Raw genomic sequence first — 17575 nt, forward strand, 5'->3', positions numbered from 1 at the left:
CTGATTGCATCGCCGCGATTGTTCCACAATGCGGTGGTTCAGTGATGCAGACCGGACGCGAGAAATATTTCTCGAAACACCATTGAAGCGGATACAAAAGCAACTATAACAGCGCCCAAGTGAACCTGAGATTCACGGGGATTTAAAGGCCGGAACGTTTGACAATAAGATCAGTCAAATTTTCTCTATTAACTGTGTGCCCAACATCACTTTGATCCCGAACCATAAAGCGTATAGATTTTCCTCGGATACAATTTGCTTCGTCTTCCGCAGATAACCGGACAAGACTTGGTAGTTGCGTTTTCTATAACTTGCAGCCGCAAAACAGCGTGACGTGAACTCCGCTCGACTAAGTCTTTGCTGCAAAATGGAAATCGTTTCTTGCGCTCCCTTTGACGGGAGCGGCTGAATGAACTTCGAATTTCGTGCATATGCTGGGGTGGACTTTGTTTAAGATTGCAAGAACAGGCCTTTCACCGGTTCCCGGTCCCGGTTCTTTTGCCATGGGCGAGAGCGGGCAGGACCTGTTGGGGCAATTCTGTTTTTCCGAGGGATGGTCGGGTGACCTGTCGAACGGCCTGTTTCGGCTCGGCGACAGCGCGGCCGCCATGCATGGTCTGCAGCAGCCGGAATGTGGCCTGCTGAATCTCGTCCGCTGCTACGACAGTGCAGACCGCAACCATGTGCTCGAACTGTTCGAACAGGCTGCGACGATATCCTCATCCTTCTGCTTCTCGACGACGATCAGCCTTTCCTCCGGGCAGAAGCAGCCGGTCTTTTGCGTCGGCGAATCCAGCGGACTGGAACAGCGTTATTCAGGCTCGATGCTGGGCGTGTTTTTCTTCCCCCGTTTCCAGCTGGAAACGAAGGGTCGGCTGTTCAACATCCACCAGTAAGATGATGCCTGCTACGGCAGCAATGTCTTCAAATCCGCCTGCGGATTTTCGAGGATTGCCCGGTCCGGTGTGAGGCCGAGATCGATGAGCTTCTTGCCCGTTACATAGGCCTTGGCATCGTTGAGCGCGTCAACGGCGATCAGCTTGCCGCCCATGAAATACCAGACCGAGACACTGCCTTCCCGCTGGCCGGCGCGCACGACCGTTTCGTCGTGGCCCAGGCCAAAGCCAGCGATCTGCAACTTGACGTCATACTGATCCGACCAGAACCAAGGCTTCGGCTCATAGGGTGCCTCGCCGCCGGCAAGCAGGGCCGCGACGGCTTCGGCCTGATCGACGGCGTTCTGCACCGATTCCAGCCTTATGCGCATATCCTTCCACGGCTGCACGGCGCAGTCGCCCATCGCGTAGACATGCGGATCCGAGGTGCGGCCAAACTGGTCGACGACAATGCCGTTGGCGATTTCGAGCCCGGCCTCGCCGGCAAGCGCGTCATTGGCGGTGACACCGATGCCGACGATCACCAGATCGACCGGAATGGTCGTGCCATCCGTCAACTCGGCCGCTGTCACCCGGCCATCCGTACCCACCAAGCGAACGAGGCCTGCGCCTTCGCGGATATCGACACCGCGCGACGTGTGAATGTTGCGGACAAGATTTGACGTCGCCGCCGACGCCACGCGCTGCAGGATCCGGTCGGCCATTTCGATGACGGTGACATCCAGCCCGCTGGAGCGAGCGACCGCAGCGGCCTCGAGACCGATATAGCCGCCGCCGATGATCAGCGCATGCTTGCCGGGATTCATCTCCTCGGCGAGCCGGTCGGCATCGGTGAAATCGCGCACGACGAAGACGCCGGCGAGATCGCCGCCGACACTGGCCGGCAGCTTGCGTGGCGTCGAGCCGGTTGCCAGCGCCAGATCTGCGTATTCCAGCGTCGAACCGTCGCTGAGGGTGACAGTCTTCCTGTCGCGGTCGATGCCGGTGACGGAGGTGGAGAGGCGGATGTCGATATCGTGTTCTCCATACCAGCTTTCGGGCCGGTACAGCAGGCGATCGAGATCCATTTCGCGCAGAAGGTATTTCTTGGAAAGCGGTGGTCGTTGGTAAGGGTGGCTGGCTTCGGACGCGATGACCGTGATCGGACGTTCGTCCTTCAAGGCCCGGAGCTTGGCCACCAAAGCAAAGGCGGCCTGACCGCCGCCCACAACAACAAGTCTGCCTGCCACTTTTGTTCCACCCGTCAAGAAAGCTTCTTTTCCCCAGACGTAGCCTGTCCGCCCGAGTTTCGTCAACTCGGGCGGACGGCAGTGGATGGCGCGATCAGTCGCGCTTGGGGATATCGAAACCCTTCTGGACCGCCGGGCGGGCCAGGGCGCGATCGACCCAGGCCATCACGTTCGGAAAGCTCGAATATTCCAGAACATCGCCGCCGCCATAGAATTTGCGGGCGCCTTCGATCCACGGGAAGGTGGTGATATCGGCGATCGTGTATTCGTCGCCCATCAGCCATTGGCGGCCTTCCAGCCGCGCTTCCAGCACGCTGAGCAGCCGCTTGGATTCGTCGCGGTAACGCTCCATCGGATAGGAATTGTTGGCGACCTTGTCGGCGGCGAATTTGAAGAAATGGCCGAACTGGCCAAACATCGGCCCGACGCCGCCCATCTGGAACATGATCCAGGACAGCGTTTCATACCGCGCCGCCGGATCGGCCGGGATGAGCTTGCCGGTCTTTTCGGCGAGGTAGACGAGGATGGCGCCGGATTCGAACAGGCCGATCGGCTTGCCGTTCGGGCCGTTGGGATCGATGATCGCCGGAATACGGCCGTTCGGATTAAGGGAGATGAACTCGGGCGACTTCTGGTCGTTGGTGCCGAAGGAAATCAGATGGGGCTCATAGGCAAGGCCGAGCTCTTCGAGCGCGATCGAAACCTTGACGCCATTCGGCGTCGGCAGGGAATAGAGCTGGATGATGTCGGGGTTTTGTGCGGGCCAGCGGGTGGTGATCGGGAAAGCGGACAGATCGGCCATGGAGAACTCCTCGGGGGTGGGAGCCGGAATATAAGTCAGTCATGTCTCAATTTTCAGGGGCGAACAGCCGGCATGGCGAAAAAATCGGGGACCATGATCTGCGCGGTTATGGATGTCCATCGAACCTTTGCAACACAAGCTCGTTATGCTTTCAGGCAATCAAGCATGAAGGCGTTGGAGATCATGAAACCATTTGCCCGGCTTCTTGCACTGGGGCTCGCAACGTTTGGGGGCATCGTCACCTCTCAGGCGCCGGAGCTGACCCAGCAATATCGCCAACGCATTGGCGGCGCGCTGGATGAATTGCGTGTGCTTGTCGAGACATTCGACCGGCAGGCAAGCGAAAATGCACTTGATCGGGAAAAGGCACTCGGCATCTACGCCGCGTCCATCGAACCCTTTCTCAGGCAACAGGGCGCGACCATGCGCAGTGCGATCGATCGTTTTCAGGCGCTCAAGGCACAGGATGAGGCGCTGGCCGATGCGACACCGATCCTCAAGCCTTTCGTGTTGCTGCGCGATGCGGACAGCGCGGTACTCACGAATACCTGGAGAGATTTCATTCCCGCCGTGCCGGTCAGTGTTCCAGGCCTGATATGGGCCGGGATAGGCTTTGCCGCAGGATGGTTCATGACCAGCCTTACCGCATTCCTGTCACGCGGTGCCTACCGGCTCGGCGCGGGACGCCGATACCGGTTGCTGCATTGACGCGCTCAGCAGGCCGCGTTCACTGCGGCGATGATCTTGCCCACCAGCGGATTACCCTCATGCTCGGCCTTGCGCGCCCGCACCAGGCAGGCCTGCGATTTCAGCATGACGCCATCGGACAGGATCTTCAGGTGGTTAGCCTTCAAGGTCGAACCGGTCGAGGTGATATCGACGATGATATCGGCAAGGCCGGCTGCCGGCGCGCCTTCGGTGGCGCCGAGGCTTTCGACGATGCGGTAGAGCTGGATGCCGTGCTGACTGGAGAAGAACTGCTGCGTCAGCCGCCAGTATTTGGTGGCGATCGCCAGTCTGCGGCCGTGGCGGGCTCGGAAATCGGCGGCGACATCACCGAGATCTGCCATCGTATCGACATCGAGCCAGATGTCCGGCACGGCGACGACGACATCGGCATGGCCGAAGCCGAGCCGGGCGCAGAATTCGACGCGGGCATCGGCCTCCGACAGGCCCTCGCGGATCAGGTCTTCGCCGGTGACGCCGAAGTCGATCGAGCCGGCGCCGATCTCGCGGGAAATTTCCGAGGCCGACAGGAAGGCGATCTCGACATCGTCGAGGCCTTCGATGCGGCCGCGATAGGAGCGCTCGTTACCGACGGCGACGATCTTCAGACCGGCCTTGTCGAAGATTGCGGAGGCGTCTTCCTTCATGCGGCCCTTGGAGGGCAAGGCAATGGTGATCATCAGCGCTCTCCCCTCACCGCTTCGATCCGGTCGAGCCAGAGCGAGAAACCGACAGCCGGAATGGTGTCCGCCGCGCCGAGCAGCGTCAACATGCGGTCATAGCGCCCGCCGCCGGCCAGAACCCGGTGATCGTTGCGCAAGGTCACCTCGAAGACGAGGCCGGTATAATAGTCGAGCGGACGGCCGAAGGCGGCCCGCCAGGTGATATCGGACAGTTTGACGCCGGCATTGGCAAAGGCCGCAACGCGGGCATCGAAACGCTCGACGGCAGCCTGCAGCGGCAGGTTGGTGCTCTTGGCAAAATCGGCGAGCACGCCCGGCGCATAGCGCAGGCTGACATTGAGCGACAGGAATTCTCGCAGCACATCCAGCTTGCCGGGATCGAGCGAGGTACCAGCAAGCGCCAGCTTTTCCTTCAGGCGGCGAGCGATTTCCTTCGGGGCGCGGCTGGCATTGGTGAGGTAGCCCGTCGCCTCCATCACGCCGTCGATATGGGCGATCAGGCCTTCCTCGTCATCGCCGGCCAGCAGAGCCTCGACCTTGGCGTCGATCCCCGGCACATGCTCCGGCTTCGCCAGCCGCAGCATCAGTGCTTCCAACTGGGTCTGCTCGCCGAAAGCGCGGATCAGCCGCTTCTGCCAACCGGCCGGCAGGCCAAGTGCGGCGACGACAGCCTCGAACATTGCCTGATCGCCGATGGTGACGGCCAGCGGGCGTTCGGGCAGAAGCTTGCCGAGGATTGACACGGCATCGGCCACGGCGCGGGCATCGGCACCGGCGAAATCACGGGTTCCGAGATCCTCGATCCCGGCCTGATAGAATTCGCTACCGCCTTCTCGGCGCTGGCGGAACACCTCGCCGAGATAGGAATAGCGCTTCGGCGTTCCGGTCGCGGTCTCGATATGGCGCATGCAGACGGGAATGGTGAACTCCGGCCGCAGACACAGGTTTTCGCCTGTTTCGCTCTGGGTGAGGAAAATGCGCCGGCGCAGGTCTTCGCCGGCCATATCGAGGAACGGCTCGGCGGGCTGGATGACGGGGGTGTCAACACGCGTCGTGCCAAGACGTTCGAAATCCGCCAATAGGTCGGCCGCGAAGGTCGGGAGGTTGATCAGGGGCATGGGTAAAGTCCGATATCGGTCAAAAGGCCCCTCCCCAACCCTCCCCACGAGGGGGAGGGAGCAGGCAAGGCGCCGCTGCCGTTTCCGATTGGCAATTTCGAGTTTGCCGAGATTCCTGCAAGGCGAATGAGCCTGTGGTTCCAGATCAAACCGTCATGGCTGAGAAAAGGAGATAGAGTTCCCTTAAATCGAGGCAAACGCCGCCCTGCCCGCTCACCCTTGTGGGGAGGGTTGGGGAGGGGTTTTATTGATACCCCGCCAAATGTCATTTCGCCCGCGCCCGATCCTCGGCCTGCGCCGCCAGCATCTCGCGCACCTTGGCGACAAGCTCGGCTTCCGGCACGGAAACCTGAGCCACACGCGCCTCCCGCCATGTTGCGTTGTCCTCGATCTCGCCCGAGAGACGTTTGCCTTCGATCAGGTCCTTGATCTGCACCACGCCATCAGCGCGCTCGTCGCCGCCCTGGATGATGGCGATCGGGGAGTTGCGGCGGTCGGCATATTTCAGCTGGTCGCCAAAATTCTTCTTGTTGCCCTGGTACATTTCGGCGCGGATGCCGGCATGGCGCAGCGCCTGCGTAAATTGCTGGTACTTGCCGAGGCTGTCGGTGTCGCGGTCCATGACGCAAACGACGACGGGGGCGACGACTTCTTCCATGCCGAGTTTGCCGAGATTCTTCAGCGCCGTCATCAGACGTGAGACGCCGATGGAGAAACCCGTTGCCGGAACCGGCTGACCCATGAAGCGCGAAACGAGCCCATCATACCGGCCACCACCGCCGACCGAACCGAACACGACCTTCTCGCCTTTTTCGTTGGTGACGGCGAACTGGAGTTCGGCTTCGAAGACAGGGCCAGTGTAGTATTCGAGGCCGCGGACACAGGAGGGATCAATAAGTACACGATCGGAGTAACCGCAACTTCCAACAATCATCGCTAGTTGAAGTAATTCAGTGAGACCAGCTAACGCCTGCCCGCCAGCGTTAAATTCAGCTTCACTGGGAGCTAAAGCTGCGGTGATATAACCAAGCGCGATTTGATTTGTACGACCGATTTTAGATCGAGCTTCCATCTCGACGATATTCTGTTCGCTCGTAGAATCCAACCGCCCAACAACCGTTTCGAACGCGAAATCTTCACTATTTTCATATTGGCGAGCGATCGATTGGGTATCATTTTCGTTGACGTATTGAAACAAGCGGCCCACACGTTCGATTTGATCCTCGTTAAGCCCTGCTCCTTTGGTGAAATCTCCGCTTTCGTCTTTGCGCCCTGCGCCAAGTAGGAGTTTCACGCCCTCCACACCGAACTTATCCAGTTTGTCGATTGCACGAAGCACAGTCAGCCGCCGCCCGACATTCTCATCCCCGCCCAGCCCGATTGCCTCAAGCACGCCATCCAAAACCTTCCGGTTGTTCACCCGGATCACGTAATCGCCGCGCTGGATACCCAGCGCTTCCATCGTGTCGGCCATCATCATGCACATTTCGGCATCGGCCTGGACGCCGGCGGCGCCAACCGTGTCGGCGTCGAACTGCATGAACTGTCGGAAGCGGCCGGGGCCTGGCTTTTCGTTGCGGAAGACGTAGCCGGCGCGATAGGTGCGATAAGGCAGCTGGATTTCGTTGAAATTCTCGGCCACATGGCGGGCGAGCGGCGCGGTGAGGTCGTAGCGCGCGCTCATCCACTGCTCGTCGTCATCCTGCAGAGAGAAGACGCCTTCGTTCGGGCGGTCGCTATCGGGCAGGAATTTTCCGAGCGCGTCGGTATATTCGAACAGCGGCGTTTCGACGGGGTCGAAGCCATAGCGTTCATAGACTTCGCGGATCTTGGCGGTCATCTCATCGACGGCGCGGATATCGGCGGCGGAGCGATCGACGAAGCCGCGCGGCAGGCGGGCTTTCAGCTTCTGTGGCTTCTTCTTTTTATCGTTCATGGCGGCAGCACTTTCAGCGTCGATCGGTCAAGTCTTTCGGGGCTTTCCCTATCCGATCACGCTCGGCCCGGCAAGCCTTTGCGCCGCGTCCAAAAGCCCGAAACCTGACCTAAAGACGCTGCGAAAGCGTATCCCAGTCATGGACGACAGCACCCTCGGCGATGGATGCCTCGGCCCGTGGAATCAGGATCGAATGCGTATCGCCGCGAATGACGCCCTTCAATTCCGATTGGAAGCTCATTCGCTTCAGCTGAACGAACCCGTCCGGGATGGATGTCACCGACATCGATGCGCCGCCATAGAAATCGACACTGGCGATTTCGCCGGCCTTGAGGCTCGCCACCATCGCCCTGTCCTCGATGAATTGCTGGTAAAGGCCGGTCATGTAACGGCGGATGCTCTTGCCGATAAAGGCCTTCATCTGCGGGGTTTCGATGAACTCCTGCTTCGAGCCGGCGAGATAGCGGATATCCTCGCCTTCCCAGAGATTGCGGCTGTCGCGCGCCGTCACAATAGACTGCATGAGAACCCGACCGGCATAGATATCGGCGCGGCGGAGAAAATCGACGATGGCGCCGACGGCGCGCAGGTCGGGTGTCGCCACACCACGCTCCCAGCGGGAGACCGTCGGCAGGGAAAATCCCAGTTTCCATGCAATGTCACTCTGGCTCAAGCCGGTCTTCAACCGGTAAGCGCGCAATTGCCTTATCAGCTCACTCCTCAGCGTGTTCGGCATGTATCTTTCCTAAAATCAAAAGTTGATCAGCTTTAAAAATTAAAATCAAAGGATTAGCAAACGATCAATCACAGGCATTTAAGTTACGGTTTTTATGCGATATTTTCAAATTTGACGGAGAACTTCTCCTGCAGGCTGCAACGGCACGATGAAGGACAAGATCAATCCTTTTCTTCCCACAGGTAAAGCCCTAAATCGCGACAAAACGGTCCTGAATTCAAAAATTGCCTCGATCCTGCCAGGAGTGCATGCGCGGGCGAGAAGCGGGGAGCGACGGACGGCATGCTGCAGTTCATGAAACCGGGCTTCGGCACCATTCTGCCCGAGGACAGGCGCGCCCATGAGGAATGGGTCGAGGTCCTGATGCGGCAGGACTACATCATCGAAACCTGGCACTGCGACCTTTCCACCGGCATCTTCACCGTTGGCGACATTGCCCGCGACCGCCACGGTCTCGGCGACAATCTCTGCGGGCTTCTCGATATCATCCGCGAGTATCACGTGGACCACCACAAGACCGTGCTCAACATCCTGGAGGAAGCTACAGCCGCCGCATCCTCCTTCTTTTTCTGCACGACGATGCGGGAAGAGGCGCAAGAGGATGCCCCGCTGTTTTGCGTGGGCACCTCGACCATCGGCAGCGGCGCGTCATCCGCCGGCCGGATGCAGGGCATCTTCGCCTTCACGCCGGTGGATTGAATATCTTCGATTGAAAAAATGCCACCCTCCTTTTCATCGCGGACAGACATGCCTATCTTGCCGGTATGCGCCTTTCACTTATCGTCCTTGCTGTTTTCTGCGCCCTGATCAGCGGCTGGACCGCCGCGCTCGCGCAGTTGCAGGACATCGGCGTGATGAACAAAAACGTAGCGATGCATCACGCACCGGCGGCGCATGCCACACCGGCAGCCTCGACGGACCTCGCCTGTCCACCGGGGGACAAGGCCTGTTCGCATCATCCGAAGGTGGTTCATCCGATGCTCTGTGCCGCCTGTGTCGCTGTTATGATCGATGATTTCGGCTTTGACCGGGATGCGATCGAGGCGGGCACGGTCTTGCCGGCGCTGCAAAAGCCCTTGCTGGCAACCAGCATCAAGCCGCAGTTTCCACCTCCCAAGCGCTTCGTCCTGCTGTCCTAGACGCGGGTGACACCCGCATATTTCAAAACAGATAGAAAAGAGAGCACAGGATGTCTCTGAAACTGATCACGGCTGCCGTCATGCTGGCCGCCACCTTCACCTCACCTCTTGTCGCGCAGGAGATGGATCACAGCAAGATGGGCCACGGGTCCATGCAAACCATGGCGCAGCCCAAGGGCGATAACGGCCCGTCGAGCCAGGCCTTTGCCGAAGCCAACGCCACGATGCATGAAGGCATGGACATTACCTTCACGGGTAATGCCGATATCGACTTCGTGCGCGGCATGATCGCCCATCATCGGGGCGCCATCGACATGGCGAAGATCGAGCTTGAATACGGCAAGGATGAAAACTTGCGCAAACTGGCAGAGGGCATCATCTCGGCCCAGGAAGCAGAAATAAAGACCATGAAGGACTGGCTGGCCCGCAATGGCGGCTGATCTCAAGCCTGACGAAAACGGCGCCGGAGCAAGCCTCCGGCGCCTGCAATTCCAGCGTTTTGCCAGCATTGACGATCTTCCCCATCAGGCACATACTTCCTGTGTCAGAACGTGGAGGACGTTATGAAGATCTTCAAGAATATTGCGGGTATCGTCGTTGTTCTTTTAGGCGCGCTGTGGATGCTGCAAGGCGCCAACATCCTGACCGGCAGCCCCATGTCGGACAACAAGGAATGGCTGGTGATCGGCGCCATCCTCGTCGCTTTCGGCCTCGGCCTCCTCTATGAAAACAACCGGTCGACCACGGCGCGCTTCCACTAAAACGTCAGGGCCGCTCAAATCCGGCGCGCATCTGCTCGACCTTCTCCCGGCAGAAGCAGCCTTCGATGTGGTCGTTGACCAAGCCCATCGCCTGCATGAAGGCGTAGATCGTCGTCGGGCCGACGAAGGTCCAGCCGCGCTTCTTCAGATCCTTCGAGATCAGTGTCGAGGTCGGCGTGGTTGGATTGGCCGCGATCGCTTCCCAGGTGACGATCTTCGGCCGTTCGTTGCCACCCGGCTCGTGGCTCCAGAAATAGCGAGCGAGCGAACCGAACTCGGCCTTCAGTTCCTGGGCGCGCTTTGCATTGTTGATGGTGGAGACGATCTTGCCGCGGTGGCGCACGATGCCGGGATCGGCGAGGCAGCGGGCGATGTCGTCGTCCCCGAAGCCCGCGACGAGATCGAAATCAAAGCCCGCAAACGCAGCGCGAAACGCCTCCCGTTTCCGCAGGATCGTCAACCACGACAGGCCGGACTGGAAGCCTTCCAAGCAGATCTTCTCGAACAGGCGGATGTCATCGGCCATCGGCTTGCCCCACTCTTCGTCGTGGTAGCGCTGGTAATCCTCCAGATTGGCATGCCAGGCGCAGCGGTCGCGTCCGTCCTCGCCGGTGATGATGCCCTTTGCCGTCACACGCTTCTCCGTTCTTTTCCACGCTTTACCATTCGCCAACCATAGTCCTAAAGCGGGCGATAACCCTACCCAAAGCTTTCAGTGTCCGAAGGCCTTTTAATGAACGGGCATTTACCATTCGGTTGCTGCCCGGTGCCACGATCGCCCCATCCCGCTAGTGTTTCTGGCGTTCATGATTTCCGTCTGGCTGCGCCCGCCCCGCGGATGGCGAAGCTATGACATGTCCCCGGCGAAAGGTAGCGTAACCGTCCGATGCTGAAAAAAACCCTCATCCTTGCCACAACCATGCTTGTCGCATTCACCAGCCTTGCCGAGGCGCAGGACCGATATGGCAACCGTCCACCCGTCATCCTCAGCCCGGACCTCACCGCCCCCTGGGTTACCCAGCTTGGCGGCGGCGTCCAGCCGGTTGTCTACCGGCAGCAGCAGCGTCGTATCGCCGTTCAGGCACCGGTCGCCACCCGAAAAAAGAATTATCTCTTCCAGCGGAACGTCGAGCCGGTTGCGATGACGCGCGCGCAACCGAAGCCGCGGCAGATGGATCCGCAATTCCTGCCCCAGATGGTGGCCTATGAGACCCAGGAAAAGCCCGGCACGATCGTCATCGATACCAACAACCGCTTTCTCTATCTGGTCACTGGCAACGGCGAGGCAAGGCGCTACGGCGTCGGCGTCGGCAAGCCGGGCTTCGAATGGGCCGGTGCCCACAAGATCACCCGCAAGGCGGAATGGCCGACCTGGACTCCGCCGTCCGAAATGATCGCCCGCGAAGCCGCCAAGGGTCACTACCTGCCGGCCACGATGGAAGGCGGCGTCGAAAATCCGCTTGGCGCGCGTGCCATGTATCTCGGCTCGACGCTCTATCGTATCCACGGCACGAACGCGCCCTGGACGATCGGCTATGCTGTTTCATCCGGTTGCATCCGGATGCGCAACGAAGACGTGACGGACCTTTACGAACGCGTGAAGGTCGGCACGAAGGTCATCGTCATCTAGCGCCTCCACAGTGTGCCGAGAGGTCCAAAAGTGACCTTTCGGCAACAACTGTTCCCATCGTTACAGCGCTTGCGATCACAATCGCTCTATCCAGCCTCCGCGAGACTTGCAGAAAACGCGATTGTGAATAGCGTTTCCTGCCTTGGGACTGGAGAGGATTCTATATGAAACATGCGTTGAGAACTTTGGCCGCCGCGGTTGCGACCACTATCCTCCTTGGCGCGTCGGGTGCTGCTGCCTTCATGCCGGCGGAACCGGCGAACACGAAGACGAATTCGGATGTGACGCTTGTCGCCATGCAGAAAATGCCGGCCAAGCAATATTGGCGCACCAAGGTGCGGCTGAGCACCGATGAAGCGCCCGGCACGATCATCGTCGATACCAACAACAAATATCTCTATTACATCGATGGCCCGAATCGGGCGACGCGCTACGGCATCGGTGTCGGCCGCGAAGGCTTTGGCTGGTCCGGTGTCGTCAAGGTGCAGCGCAAGGCCGAATGGCCGGGCTGGACGCCGCCGAAGGAAATGATCATCCGCGAACGCAAGAAGGGGCATATCCTGCCGGCCTATCAGGAAGGCGGCATCGACAATCCGCTCGGCGCCCGCGCGCTCTATCTCTACAAGGGCAAGAACGATTCCGGCTTCCGCATCCATGGCACCAACCAGCCCTGGACGATCGGCCAGAACATGTCGTCCGGTTGCATCCGCATGATGAACAAGGATGTGGAGCATCTCTACGATCGCGCCTCGATCGGTTCCAAGGTGATCGTCATCGGCCCCGGCAACAGGCAGGGCGACGTCTCCTACGACGACCGCGGCATCGATATCCTGCGCACGATTTTCGGCGGTTGAGAGATCAGCGTCCACTTTTGAAAGCCGCCTGGAGCGATCCATGGCGGCTTTCTTGCTGATGGGGTGCTTTCAATCTTTTTAAAGGCTGCTGGGGTGTTTGACGACATCCACAACCACCCTCATTCCCGTGCTTGTCACGGGAATCCAGCCAGACCAAGTCCTTGGGCTGAAAGGGTCTTTTGACCCGACGGACGTCGGGTCGCTGGATCCCCGCCACAAGGGCGAGGATGAGGGAGAGTCAGGTCGCGGCGGTCGTCAAACAACCGGTTGCGGGGTTGTCTGCGACAATAGTCGCAGCAAGCTATCAACAGCGGACTTCCTGCTTTCAAGTCTCCTCAGCCGACCGAACATTCCGCCGTGCCGGTCCGGATCACCTGCTGCTCATCCGAACCCGCCGGCGCTTCGGCACGATAGATCTGCAGGCGGTATGTGCCGGTATAGGCCGGATCGTCGGCCTCGCTGCTCGTCGTCTCGACGGTAAGATCGAAGGAGGCGAACGGGCCGTCAGTGGTTTCGGAATAGATCCGCAACTTGAGTTCGTTTCCGGAAAGCCAGTGATGGGGCAGATGGCTCGCAGCGAGGGTTACCCTGCGCAGGCCGTCGGGCGCGAAGGGATCGCGGATTTCGGCCGTGCCGTGAAAATTCAGCAGCCCCTCGCCCAGTCCATGGCTGAACGCGCTTTCCGCATCGAGCGACAGCACTTTGTCATCGACCGTGCATGAAAAACCGCCGGAGGCGAAGGCCGGCCCGGCGGAGAGAATGGCAAGAACAGTGGCAATTGGCACGAGACGCATGCGGTTTCCCCCGACGGCAAGATCATCCTGCCGGTCAGCTTATGCCAGCCGGCTTGTCTCCGCCATAGGCCCAATCGAGAAGTTCGATCGTGTGCAGGATCGGGATCGCCGTGCCTGTCGCGATCTGGGTGATGCAGCCGATATTGCCGGTGGCGATGACATCCGCTTTCGTCGCCTCGATATTTTTTACCTTGCGCGCCTTGAGCGTCGCCGAAATCTCCGGCTGGAGAATGTTGTAGGTGCCGGCCGACCCGCAACAGAGATGCCCCTCCGCCGGATCGCGCACGACAAAACCGGCATTCTTCAACAACAGTTTCGGCGCCATGGTGATCTTCTGGCCGTGCTGCATCGAGCAGGCGGAATGATAGGCGACGGAAAGGTTCTTCGGTTCCTGGCGCGGCAGGTCGAGGCCAGCCAGATATTCGGTGATATCCTTTGCGAGGGCCGAGACCCGCGCGGCCTTCTCCGCGTAATCGGGATCGAGCCGCAGCATGTGGCCATAGTCCTTGATCGTCGTGCCGCAGCCCGACGCGGTGATGATGATGGCGTCCAGACCGCCCGTCTCGATCGCCTTTGTCCAGACATCGACATTGCGCCGCGCCGAGGCGAGCGCCTGTTCCTCGCGGCCCATGTGATGCACCAGCGCGCCGCAACAGCCCTCGCCTTCCGGCACCACGACCTCGACACCGAGCCGGGTCAACAGCCGGATCGTCGCCTCGTTGATCCCCGGCTTCAGCACCGGCTGGGCGCAGCCGGTGAGGATCGCGACCCGGCCGCGCTTCTCAGCGTTTGCCGGCCGGACACCCGGTTTCGAGGCTTCGGATGGCGCAGCGATCTCGGTTGGCGCCAGATCCAACATGACGCCGAAGGTCTTCAGGAACGGCACCTTCTTCATCAGCCCGGCAAAGGGCCGGCCAAGCCTTGCCACTCTCAGCGACAGCCGGAAGCGGGATGGATAGGGCAACACCGCGGCCAGAACGCCACGCACCAGACGATCCTTCAGCGGCCGTCGGTAGGTCTCTTCGATATGCACACGCGCATGATCGACCAGATGCATGTAATTCACGCCCGAGGGACAGGTGGTCATGCAGGCGAGGCAGGACAGACAGCGGTCGATATGGGTGACGACCTCCTCATCCGCTGGACGGCCGTTTTCCAGCATGTCCTTGATCAGGTAGATGCGCCCGCGCGGACTGTCGAGCTCGTTGCCGAGCGTCACATAGGTCGGACAGGTAGCGGTGCAGAAGCCGCAATGCACGCATTTGCGCAGAATGGATTCAGATTCGGCCACATGCGGATCGGCAAGCTGTTCGGGGGTGAAGGTGGTTTGCATCAGGTATTTTGCTCCGAATGTGCGGAGGCATACCCCCCTCTGTCCCTCCGGGACATCTCCCCCTCAAGGGGGGAGATTGGCCGCTGACTTCTTGCCCGCCTTACACAGAGGGCGGCAAGGGAACGGAATGATCTCCCCCCTTGAGGGGGAGATGTCACGCAGTGACAGAGGGGGGTAAGGTTCGGCATACTGGTACTCACCCCATCTTCGCCGGATTGAAAATTCCCTTGGGATCGAACTTTTCCTTGATCCGCGCTGACAAGGCCGCGACGGGCGGAAGTTCCGGTTCGAAGGCCGCAGTCTCCGCGCGCACGGCATCGGACGCGCGTATCAGCGTCGCATGGCCGCCGCCCAGTCCCTTGATGTAGCGGCGCAGGAGATCGGCTTCCGCGTCCGCTTCCATGCGCAGCCAGACGAGGCCGCCCTGCCAGTCGTAGAAGGCATCGACACCGGCCTCGAGCCGCAGCGCGGCGACAAGCTGGTGGCCGGCGGTTGGTGCGATGGAGACACGCCAGAGCGCCTTCCTTGTGCCGTCCGCATAGGGTTTGACATCGCGGATATCGTGCCAGAGCTTCTCCGTCACTTCCGGATCAAGGACGGCAACGGGCGCGACAGTTGCCAGCGCCGCCCTCAGTTTTTCGGAGCGGACGGAAACCGAGGCAGCCAGGCCCTCGATGCGCAACACGGTTGCCGCGCCCTCCGGAAAATTGCTGCCGATGAAGCGGTAACGCACGGTCGCCGTCAGATGGGCGGCGCCGGACACCTCGACGGGCATCGCCATCGCATGCGCCATGGCAGCGACGGCCTGTGAATCGTCCAGGCCGAAGGCGACGACCGTCGCGGCGACGGGCGGCAGAGGCAGCACCTTGAATGTAACCTCGGTCATGAGCCCGAGCGTTCCATGCGCGCCGCACAGCAGCTTGACCAGATCGAGCCCGGTGACGTTCTTCATCACCCTGCCGCCGGACTTGATGACATCACCGGCGCCATTGACGAAGCGGATGCCGAGCAGATGGTCACGCGCGGCGCCGGCGGTGAAACGGCGGGGACCGGACACATTGGCGGCAAAGACACCACCAATGGTCGGTTCTCCCGACGTGCCCATGACACCGCGGTGATCCATCGGCTCGAAGGCGAGCATCTGGCGGTTTTTCTTCAGCGCCGCCTCGATCTCCGCCATCGGCGTGCCCGCCCTGGCGCTCATGGTCATTTCCGCCGGGTTGTAGCTGACAATACCGGTGAGCCGGCGGGTCGAAAGCACCTGCTCGGCCTCGACGCGATTGCCAAGTCCGGCGCGCGTTCCGCCTCCGACGATCCTGAGCGGTGTTGCGTTTTCCAAGGCCTGCCGGACTACATCGGCGGCCTCCTCTTCAGATGCGGGTTCGAAATCCATGCTCATGCAGCCGGGCGCCCTTCCAGCGGGAAGACCTTGGAGGGGTTCAGGATCCATTGCGGATCGAAGGCGGCGCGGGCTGCCATCTGCTGGTCGAGATCCACCTGGCTGAACTGGTGCAGCATCAGGTCGCGCTTCTCGATGCCGACACCATGCTCGCCGGTGAGACAGCCGCCGACATCGACGCAGAGGCGCAGGATATCGTTGCCGGCAGCCTCGGCACGCGCGGCGTCCTCGGGGTCGTTGATATTATAGAGGATCAGCGGATGCATGTTGCCATCGCCGGCGTGAAAGACATTGGCGACCCGCAGCCCGTAGCCATCGATGATCTCGCTGGTCTTCTTCAGGACGTAGGGCAGCTGGCTGAGCGGCACCGTGCCATCCATGCAGATATAATCGGCGATACGGCCGGTCGCGCCGAAGGCGGATTTGCGGCCTTTCCAGATCAGCGCCGCCTCGGTTGCCGACTGGCTCTCCTTGATCGTCGAGACGCCATGGCGACGGGCGATCGCGATGATCGAGGCCAGCATCGCCTCCATTTCGGCCTCCGATCCCTCGACCTCGACGATCAGCAGCGCCTCGACATCCATCGGATAACCGGCCTGGGCGAAGGCCTCGCAGATGCTGATGGCCGGCTTGTCCATGAATTCGATGGCGACGGGGATGATGCCGGAGCCGATGACTTCGGCGACGCAGGCTCCCGCCTCCTCCGAGGACATGAAGCCGAATAGCACCGGCCGTGAGCCCTCCGGTTTTGCGATCAGCCGCACGGTCGCCTCGGTGACGATGCCGAGTTGGCCTTCCGAACCGCAGACGAGGCCGAGCAGATCATAACCCGGCGCATCCAGCGCCTTGCCGCCGAGATCGATGATCGTGCCATCGAACAGCACCATCTTCACGCCCAGCAGGTTGTTGGTGGTGACGCCGTATTTCAGGCAGTGGGCGCCGCCGGAATTCATGCCGATATTGCCGCCGATCGTGCAGGCGAGCTGCGAACTCGGATCCGGCGCATAGAAGAAGCCGTCGGCAGAGACGGCTTCGGAAATGTTGATATTGGTGACACCCGCTTGCACCGTCGCGGTGCGGTTGGCAAAATCGATATCGAGAATGCGCGACAGTTTCGACAGGCCAATCACCACGGCATCGGCTTGCGGGATGGCGCCGCCCGACAGCGACGTCCCGGCCCCGCGCGGAATGACCGGGATGCCGTAGCGACTGCAATATTTCAGCACCGCGGCCACCTGCGCCGTCGTTTCCGGTAGGGCAACGGCGAGCGGCACCTGGCGATAGGCGATGAAGGCATCTGTCTCGAACGGAACCAGCCCGCGCGTTTCGCTGATCAGACAGCCCTTCGGCAGGAGATCGGCAAGATCGGCAATGATGGCATCGCGGCGGGCAAGCACCGATGGCTTTGGCTCCAGAAAGGCGATCGTCTCGGGCATCTCGTCCTCCCTGCGCATTTCGAGAAGTGGTATTTTTTCTTTACCACTATGCTCGCGTTCCGGCAAATGATAATCAGTTTTTCGGTTTCCGAAACAATGGTCA

At 60.6% G+C, this 17575-nt stretch carries 19 protein-coding genes; 8 read left to right on the forward strand and 11 right to left on the reverse strand.

The window, feature by feature from the left end; all coding sequences use genetic code 11:
* Nucleotides 1-446: 446 nt before the first annotated feature.
* Nucleotides 447-896: a hypothetical protein gene (locus tag ASG68_RS01735; RefSeq protein WP_062583628.1), complete on the forward strand. Its 450-nt coding sequence runs from the start codon at nucleotides 447-449 to the stop codon at nucleotides 894-896.
* Between the two features lie 11 nt (nucleotides 897-907).
* Here ASG68_RS01735 and ASG68_RS01740 read toward each other — a convergent pair whose 3' ends face one another.
* Complete coding sequence (locus ASG68_RS01740; protein ID WP_062583627.1) at nucleotides 908-2125, reverse strand: NAD(P)/FAD-dependent oxidoreductase; 1218 nt, start codon at nucleotides 2123-2125, stop codon at nucleotides 908-910.
* A 94-nt stretch (nucleotides 2126-2219) separates the two neighbouring features.
* Nucleotides 2220-2927, reverse strand: a complete 708-nt coding sequence (locus ASG68_RS01745; RefSeq protein WP_062583626.1) for a glutathione binding-like protein — start codon at nucleotides 2925-2927, stop codon at nucleotides 2220-2222.
* 183 nt (nucleotides 2928-3110) lie between these two features.
* Here ASG68_RS01745 and ASG68_RS01750 point away from each other — a divergent pair, with 183 nt between their 5' ends.
* Nucleotides 3111-3635 (forward strand): DUF2937 family protein, encoded by a 525-nt coding sequence (locus ASG68_RS01750; protein WP_062583716.1) that lies wholly within the window; start codon nucleotides 3111-3113, stop codon nucleotides 3633-3635.
* Nucleotides 3636-3640: 5 nt separating this feature from the next.
* Here ASG68_RS01750 and hisG read toward each other — a convergent pair whose 3' ends face one another.
* From hisG to ASG68_RS01770, 4 genes are all read right to left on the reverse strand, one after another.
* The gene (gene hisG / locus ASG68_RS01755; protein WP_082478265.1) at nucleotides 3641-4336 is read right to left on the reverse strand and encodes an ATP phosphoribosyltransferase; all 696 of its coding nucleotides are present in this window, start codon (nucleotides 4334-4336) and stop codon (nucleotides 3641-3643) included.
* Nucleotides 4333-5454: an ATP phosphoribosyltransferase regulatory subunit gene (locus ASG68_RS01760; RefSeq protein WP_062583624.1), complete on the reverse strand. Its 1122-nt coding sequence runs from the start codon at nucleotides 5452-5454 to the stop codon at nucleotides 4333-4335. Before ASG68_RS01760 ends, hisG begins: the two co-directional genes overlap by 4 nt.
* Before the next feature lie 265 nt (nucleotides 5455-5719).
* Nucleotides 5720-7390 (reverse strand): histidine--tRNA ligase, encoded by a 1671-nt coding sequence (gene hisS, locus ASG68_RS01765; protein WP_062583623.1) that lies wholly within the window; start codon nucleotides 7388-7390, stop codon nucleotides 5720-5722.
* A 109-nt stretch (nucleotides 7391-7499) separates the two neighbouring features.
* A complete protein-coding gene (locus ASG68_RS01770; protein ID WP_082478263.1) occupies nucleotides 7500-8126 on the reverse strand; it encodes a helix-turn-helix domain-containing protein in 627 nt (208 codons plus the stop codon).
* A gap of 282 nt (nucleotides 8127-8408) precedes the next feature.
* Here ASG68_RS01770 and ASG68_RS01775 point away from each other — a divergent pair, with 282 nt between their 5' ends.
* The 4 genes from ASG68_RS01775 to ASG68_RS01790 all read left to right on the forward strand — a co-directional run bounded on the left by ASG68_RS01775 (nucleotide 8409) and on the right by ASG68_RS01790 (nucleotide 10026).
* Nucleotides 8409-8825: a hypothetical protein gene (locus ASG68_RS01775; protein WP_062583621.1), complete on the forward strand. Its 417-nt coding sequence runs from the start codon at nucleotides 8409-8411 to the stop codon at nucleotides 8823-8825.
* Between the two features lie 155 nt (nucleotides 8826-8980).
* Complete coding sequence (locus tag ASG68_RS01780) at nucleotides 8981-9265, forward strand: hypothetical protein (protein WP_156373779.1); 285 nt, start codon at nucleotides 8981-8983, stop codon at nucleotides 9263-9265.
* Nucleotides 9266-9315: 50 nt separating this feature from the next.
* Nucleotides 9316-9705 (forward strand): DUF305 domain-containing protein, encoded by a 390-nt coding sequence (locus ASG68_RS01785; protein WP_062583619.1) that lies wholly within the window; start codon nucleotides 9316-9318, stop codon nucleotides 9703-9705.
* Between the two features lie 123 nt (nucleotides 9706-9828).
* Nucleotides 9829-10026: a hypothetical protein gene (locus tag ASG68_RS01790; protein ID WP_062583618.1), complete on the forward strand. Its 198-nt coding sequence runs from the start codon at nucleotides 9829-9831 to the stop codon at nucleotides 10024-10026.
* Between the two features lie 4 nt (nucleotides 10027-10030).
* On the opposite strand, the gene ASG68_RS01795 is transcribed toward ASG68_RS01790, so the two are convergent.
* Nucleotides 10031-10660 carry a DNA-3-methyladenine glycosylase I gene (locus ASG68_RS01795; protein WP_062602618.1) on the reverse strand — a complete coding sequence of 210 codons (630 nt, stop codon included), beginning with the start codon at nucleotides 10658-10660 and terminating at the stop codon, nucleotides 10031-10033.
* Between the two features lie 252 nt (nucleotides 10661-10912).
* Between ASG68_RS01795 and ASG68_RS01800 the strand changes: the two genes are divergently transcribed.
* A complete protein-coding gene (locus ASG68_RS01800) occupies nucleotides 10913-11656 on the forward strand; it encodes a L,D-transpeptidase (protein ID WP_062583616.1) in 744 nt (247 codons plus the stop codon).
* A gap of 164 nt (nucleotides 11657-11820) precedes the next feature.
* Nucleotides 11821-12510: a L,D-transpeptidase gene (locus ASG68_RS01805; RefSeq protein ID WP_062583615.1), complete on the forward strand. Its 690-nt coding sequence runs from the start codon at nucleotides 11821-11823 to the stop codon at nucleotides 12508-12510.
* 335 nt (nucleotides 12511-12845) lie between these two features.
* Here ASG68_RS01805 and ASG68_RS01810 read toward each other — a convergent pair whose 3' ends face one another.
* From ASG68_RS01810 to ASG68_RS01825, 4 genes are all read right to left on the reverse strand, one after another.
* Nucleotides 12846-13304, reverse strand: a complete 459-nt coding sequence (locus tag ASG68_RS01810; protein WP_062583614.1) for a hypothetical protein — start codon at nucleotides 13302-13304, stop codon at nucleotides 12846-12848.
* Between the two features lie 34 nt (nucleotides 13305-13338).
* A complete protein-coding gene (glcF, locus tag ASG68_RS01815; protein ID WP_062583613.1) occupies nucleotides 13339-14637 on the reverse strand; it encodes a glycolate oxidase subunit GlcF in 1299 nt (432 codons plus the stop codon).
* Nucleotides 14638-14833: 196 nt separating this feature from the next.
* Nucleotides 14834-16036, reverse strand: a complete 1203-nt coding sequence (glcE, locus tag ASG68_RS01820) for a glycolate oxidase subunit GlcE (RefSeq protein WP_062583612.1) — start codon at nucleotides 16034-16036, stop codon at nucleotides 14834-14836.
* On the reverse strand, nucleotides 16033-17472 hold the full coding sequence (locus ASG68_RS01825) for an FAD-linked oxidase C-terminal domain-containing protein (RefSeq protein ID WP_062583611.1): 1440 nt from the start codon (nucleotides 17470-17472) through the stop codon (nucleotides 16033-16035). The genes glcE and ASG68_RS01825 overlap by 4 nt, the downstream gene beginning before the upstream one ends.
* Between the last annotated feature and the right edge of the window lie 103 nt (nucleotides 17473-17575).

The sequence above is a fragment of the Rhizobium sp. Leaf453 genome (genome assembly GCF_001425605.1).
Taxonomy (GTDB): Bacteria; Pseudomonadota; Alphaproteobacteria; order Rhizobiales; family Rhizobiaceae; genus Pararhizobium.

Excerpts from the sequence above, each read along its gene's own strand:
- ASG68_RS01810 (WP_062583614.1), bottom strand. The coding sequence starts at position 13,304 with ATGCGTCTCGTGCCAATTGCCACTGTTCTTGCCATTCTCTCCGCCGGG.
- ASG68_RS01780 (WP_156373779.1), top strand. The coding sequence starts at position 8,981 with ATGAACAAAAACGTAGCGATGCATCACGCACCGGCGGCGCATGCCACA.
- hisS (WP_062583623.1), bottom strand. The coding sequence starts at position 7,390 with ATGAACGATAAAAAGAAGAAGCCACAGAAGCTGAAAGCCCGCCTGCCG.
- ASG68_RS01800 (WP_062583616.1), top strand. The coding sequence starts at position 10,913 with ATGCTGAAAAAAACCCTCATCCTTGCCACAACCATGCTTGTCGCATTC.
- ASG68_RS01760 (WP_062583624.1), bottom strand. The coding sequence starts at position 5,454 with ATGCCCCTGATCAACCTCCCGACCTTCGCGGCCGACCTATTGGCGGAT.
- ASG68_RS01785 (WP_062583619.1), top strand. The coding sequence starts at position 9,316 with ATGTCTCTGAAACTGATCACGGCTGCCGTCATGCTGGCCGCCACCTTC.
- ASG68_RS01775 (WP_062583621.1), top strand. The coding sequence starts at position 8,409 with ATGCTGCAGTTCATGAAACCGGGCTTCGGCACCATTCTGCCCGAGGAC.
- ASG68_RS01825 (WP_062583611.1), bottom strand. The coding sequence starts at position 17,472 with ATGCCCGAGACGATCGCCTTTCTGGAGCCAAAGCCATCGGTGCTTGCC.
- ASG68_RS01750 (WP_062583716.1), top strand. The coding sequence starts at position 3,111 with ATGAAACCATTTGCCCGGCTTCTTGCACTGGGGCTCGCAACGTTTGGG.
- glcF (WP_062583613.1), bottom strand. The coding sequence starts at position 14,637 with ATGCAAACCACCTTCACCCCCGAACAGCTTGCCGATCCGCATGTGGCC.
- ASG68_RS01805 (WP_062583615.1), top strand. The coding sequence starts at position 11,821 with ATGAAACATGCGTTGAGAACTTTGGCCGCCGCGGTTGCGACCACTATC.
- glcE (WP_062583612.1), bottom strand. The coding sequence starts at position 16,036 with ATGAGCATGGATTTCGAACCCGCATCTGAAGAGGAGGCCGCCGATGTA.
- ASG68_RS01745 (WP_062583626.1), bottom strand. The coding sequence starts at position 2,927 with ATGGCCGATCTGTCCGCTTTCCCGATCACCACCCGCTGGCCCGCACAA.
- ASG68_RS01770 (WP_082478263.1), bottom strand. The coding sequence starts at position 8,126 with ATGCCGAACACGCTGAGGAGTGAGCTGATAAGGCAATTGCGCGCTTAC.
- ASG68_RS01790 (WP_062583618.1), top strand. The coding sequence starts at position 9,829 with ATGAAGATCTTCAAGAATATTGCGGGTATCGTCGTTGTTCTTTTAGGC.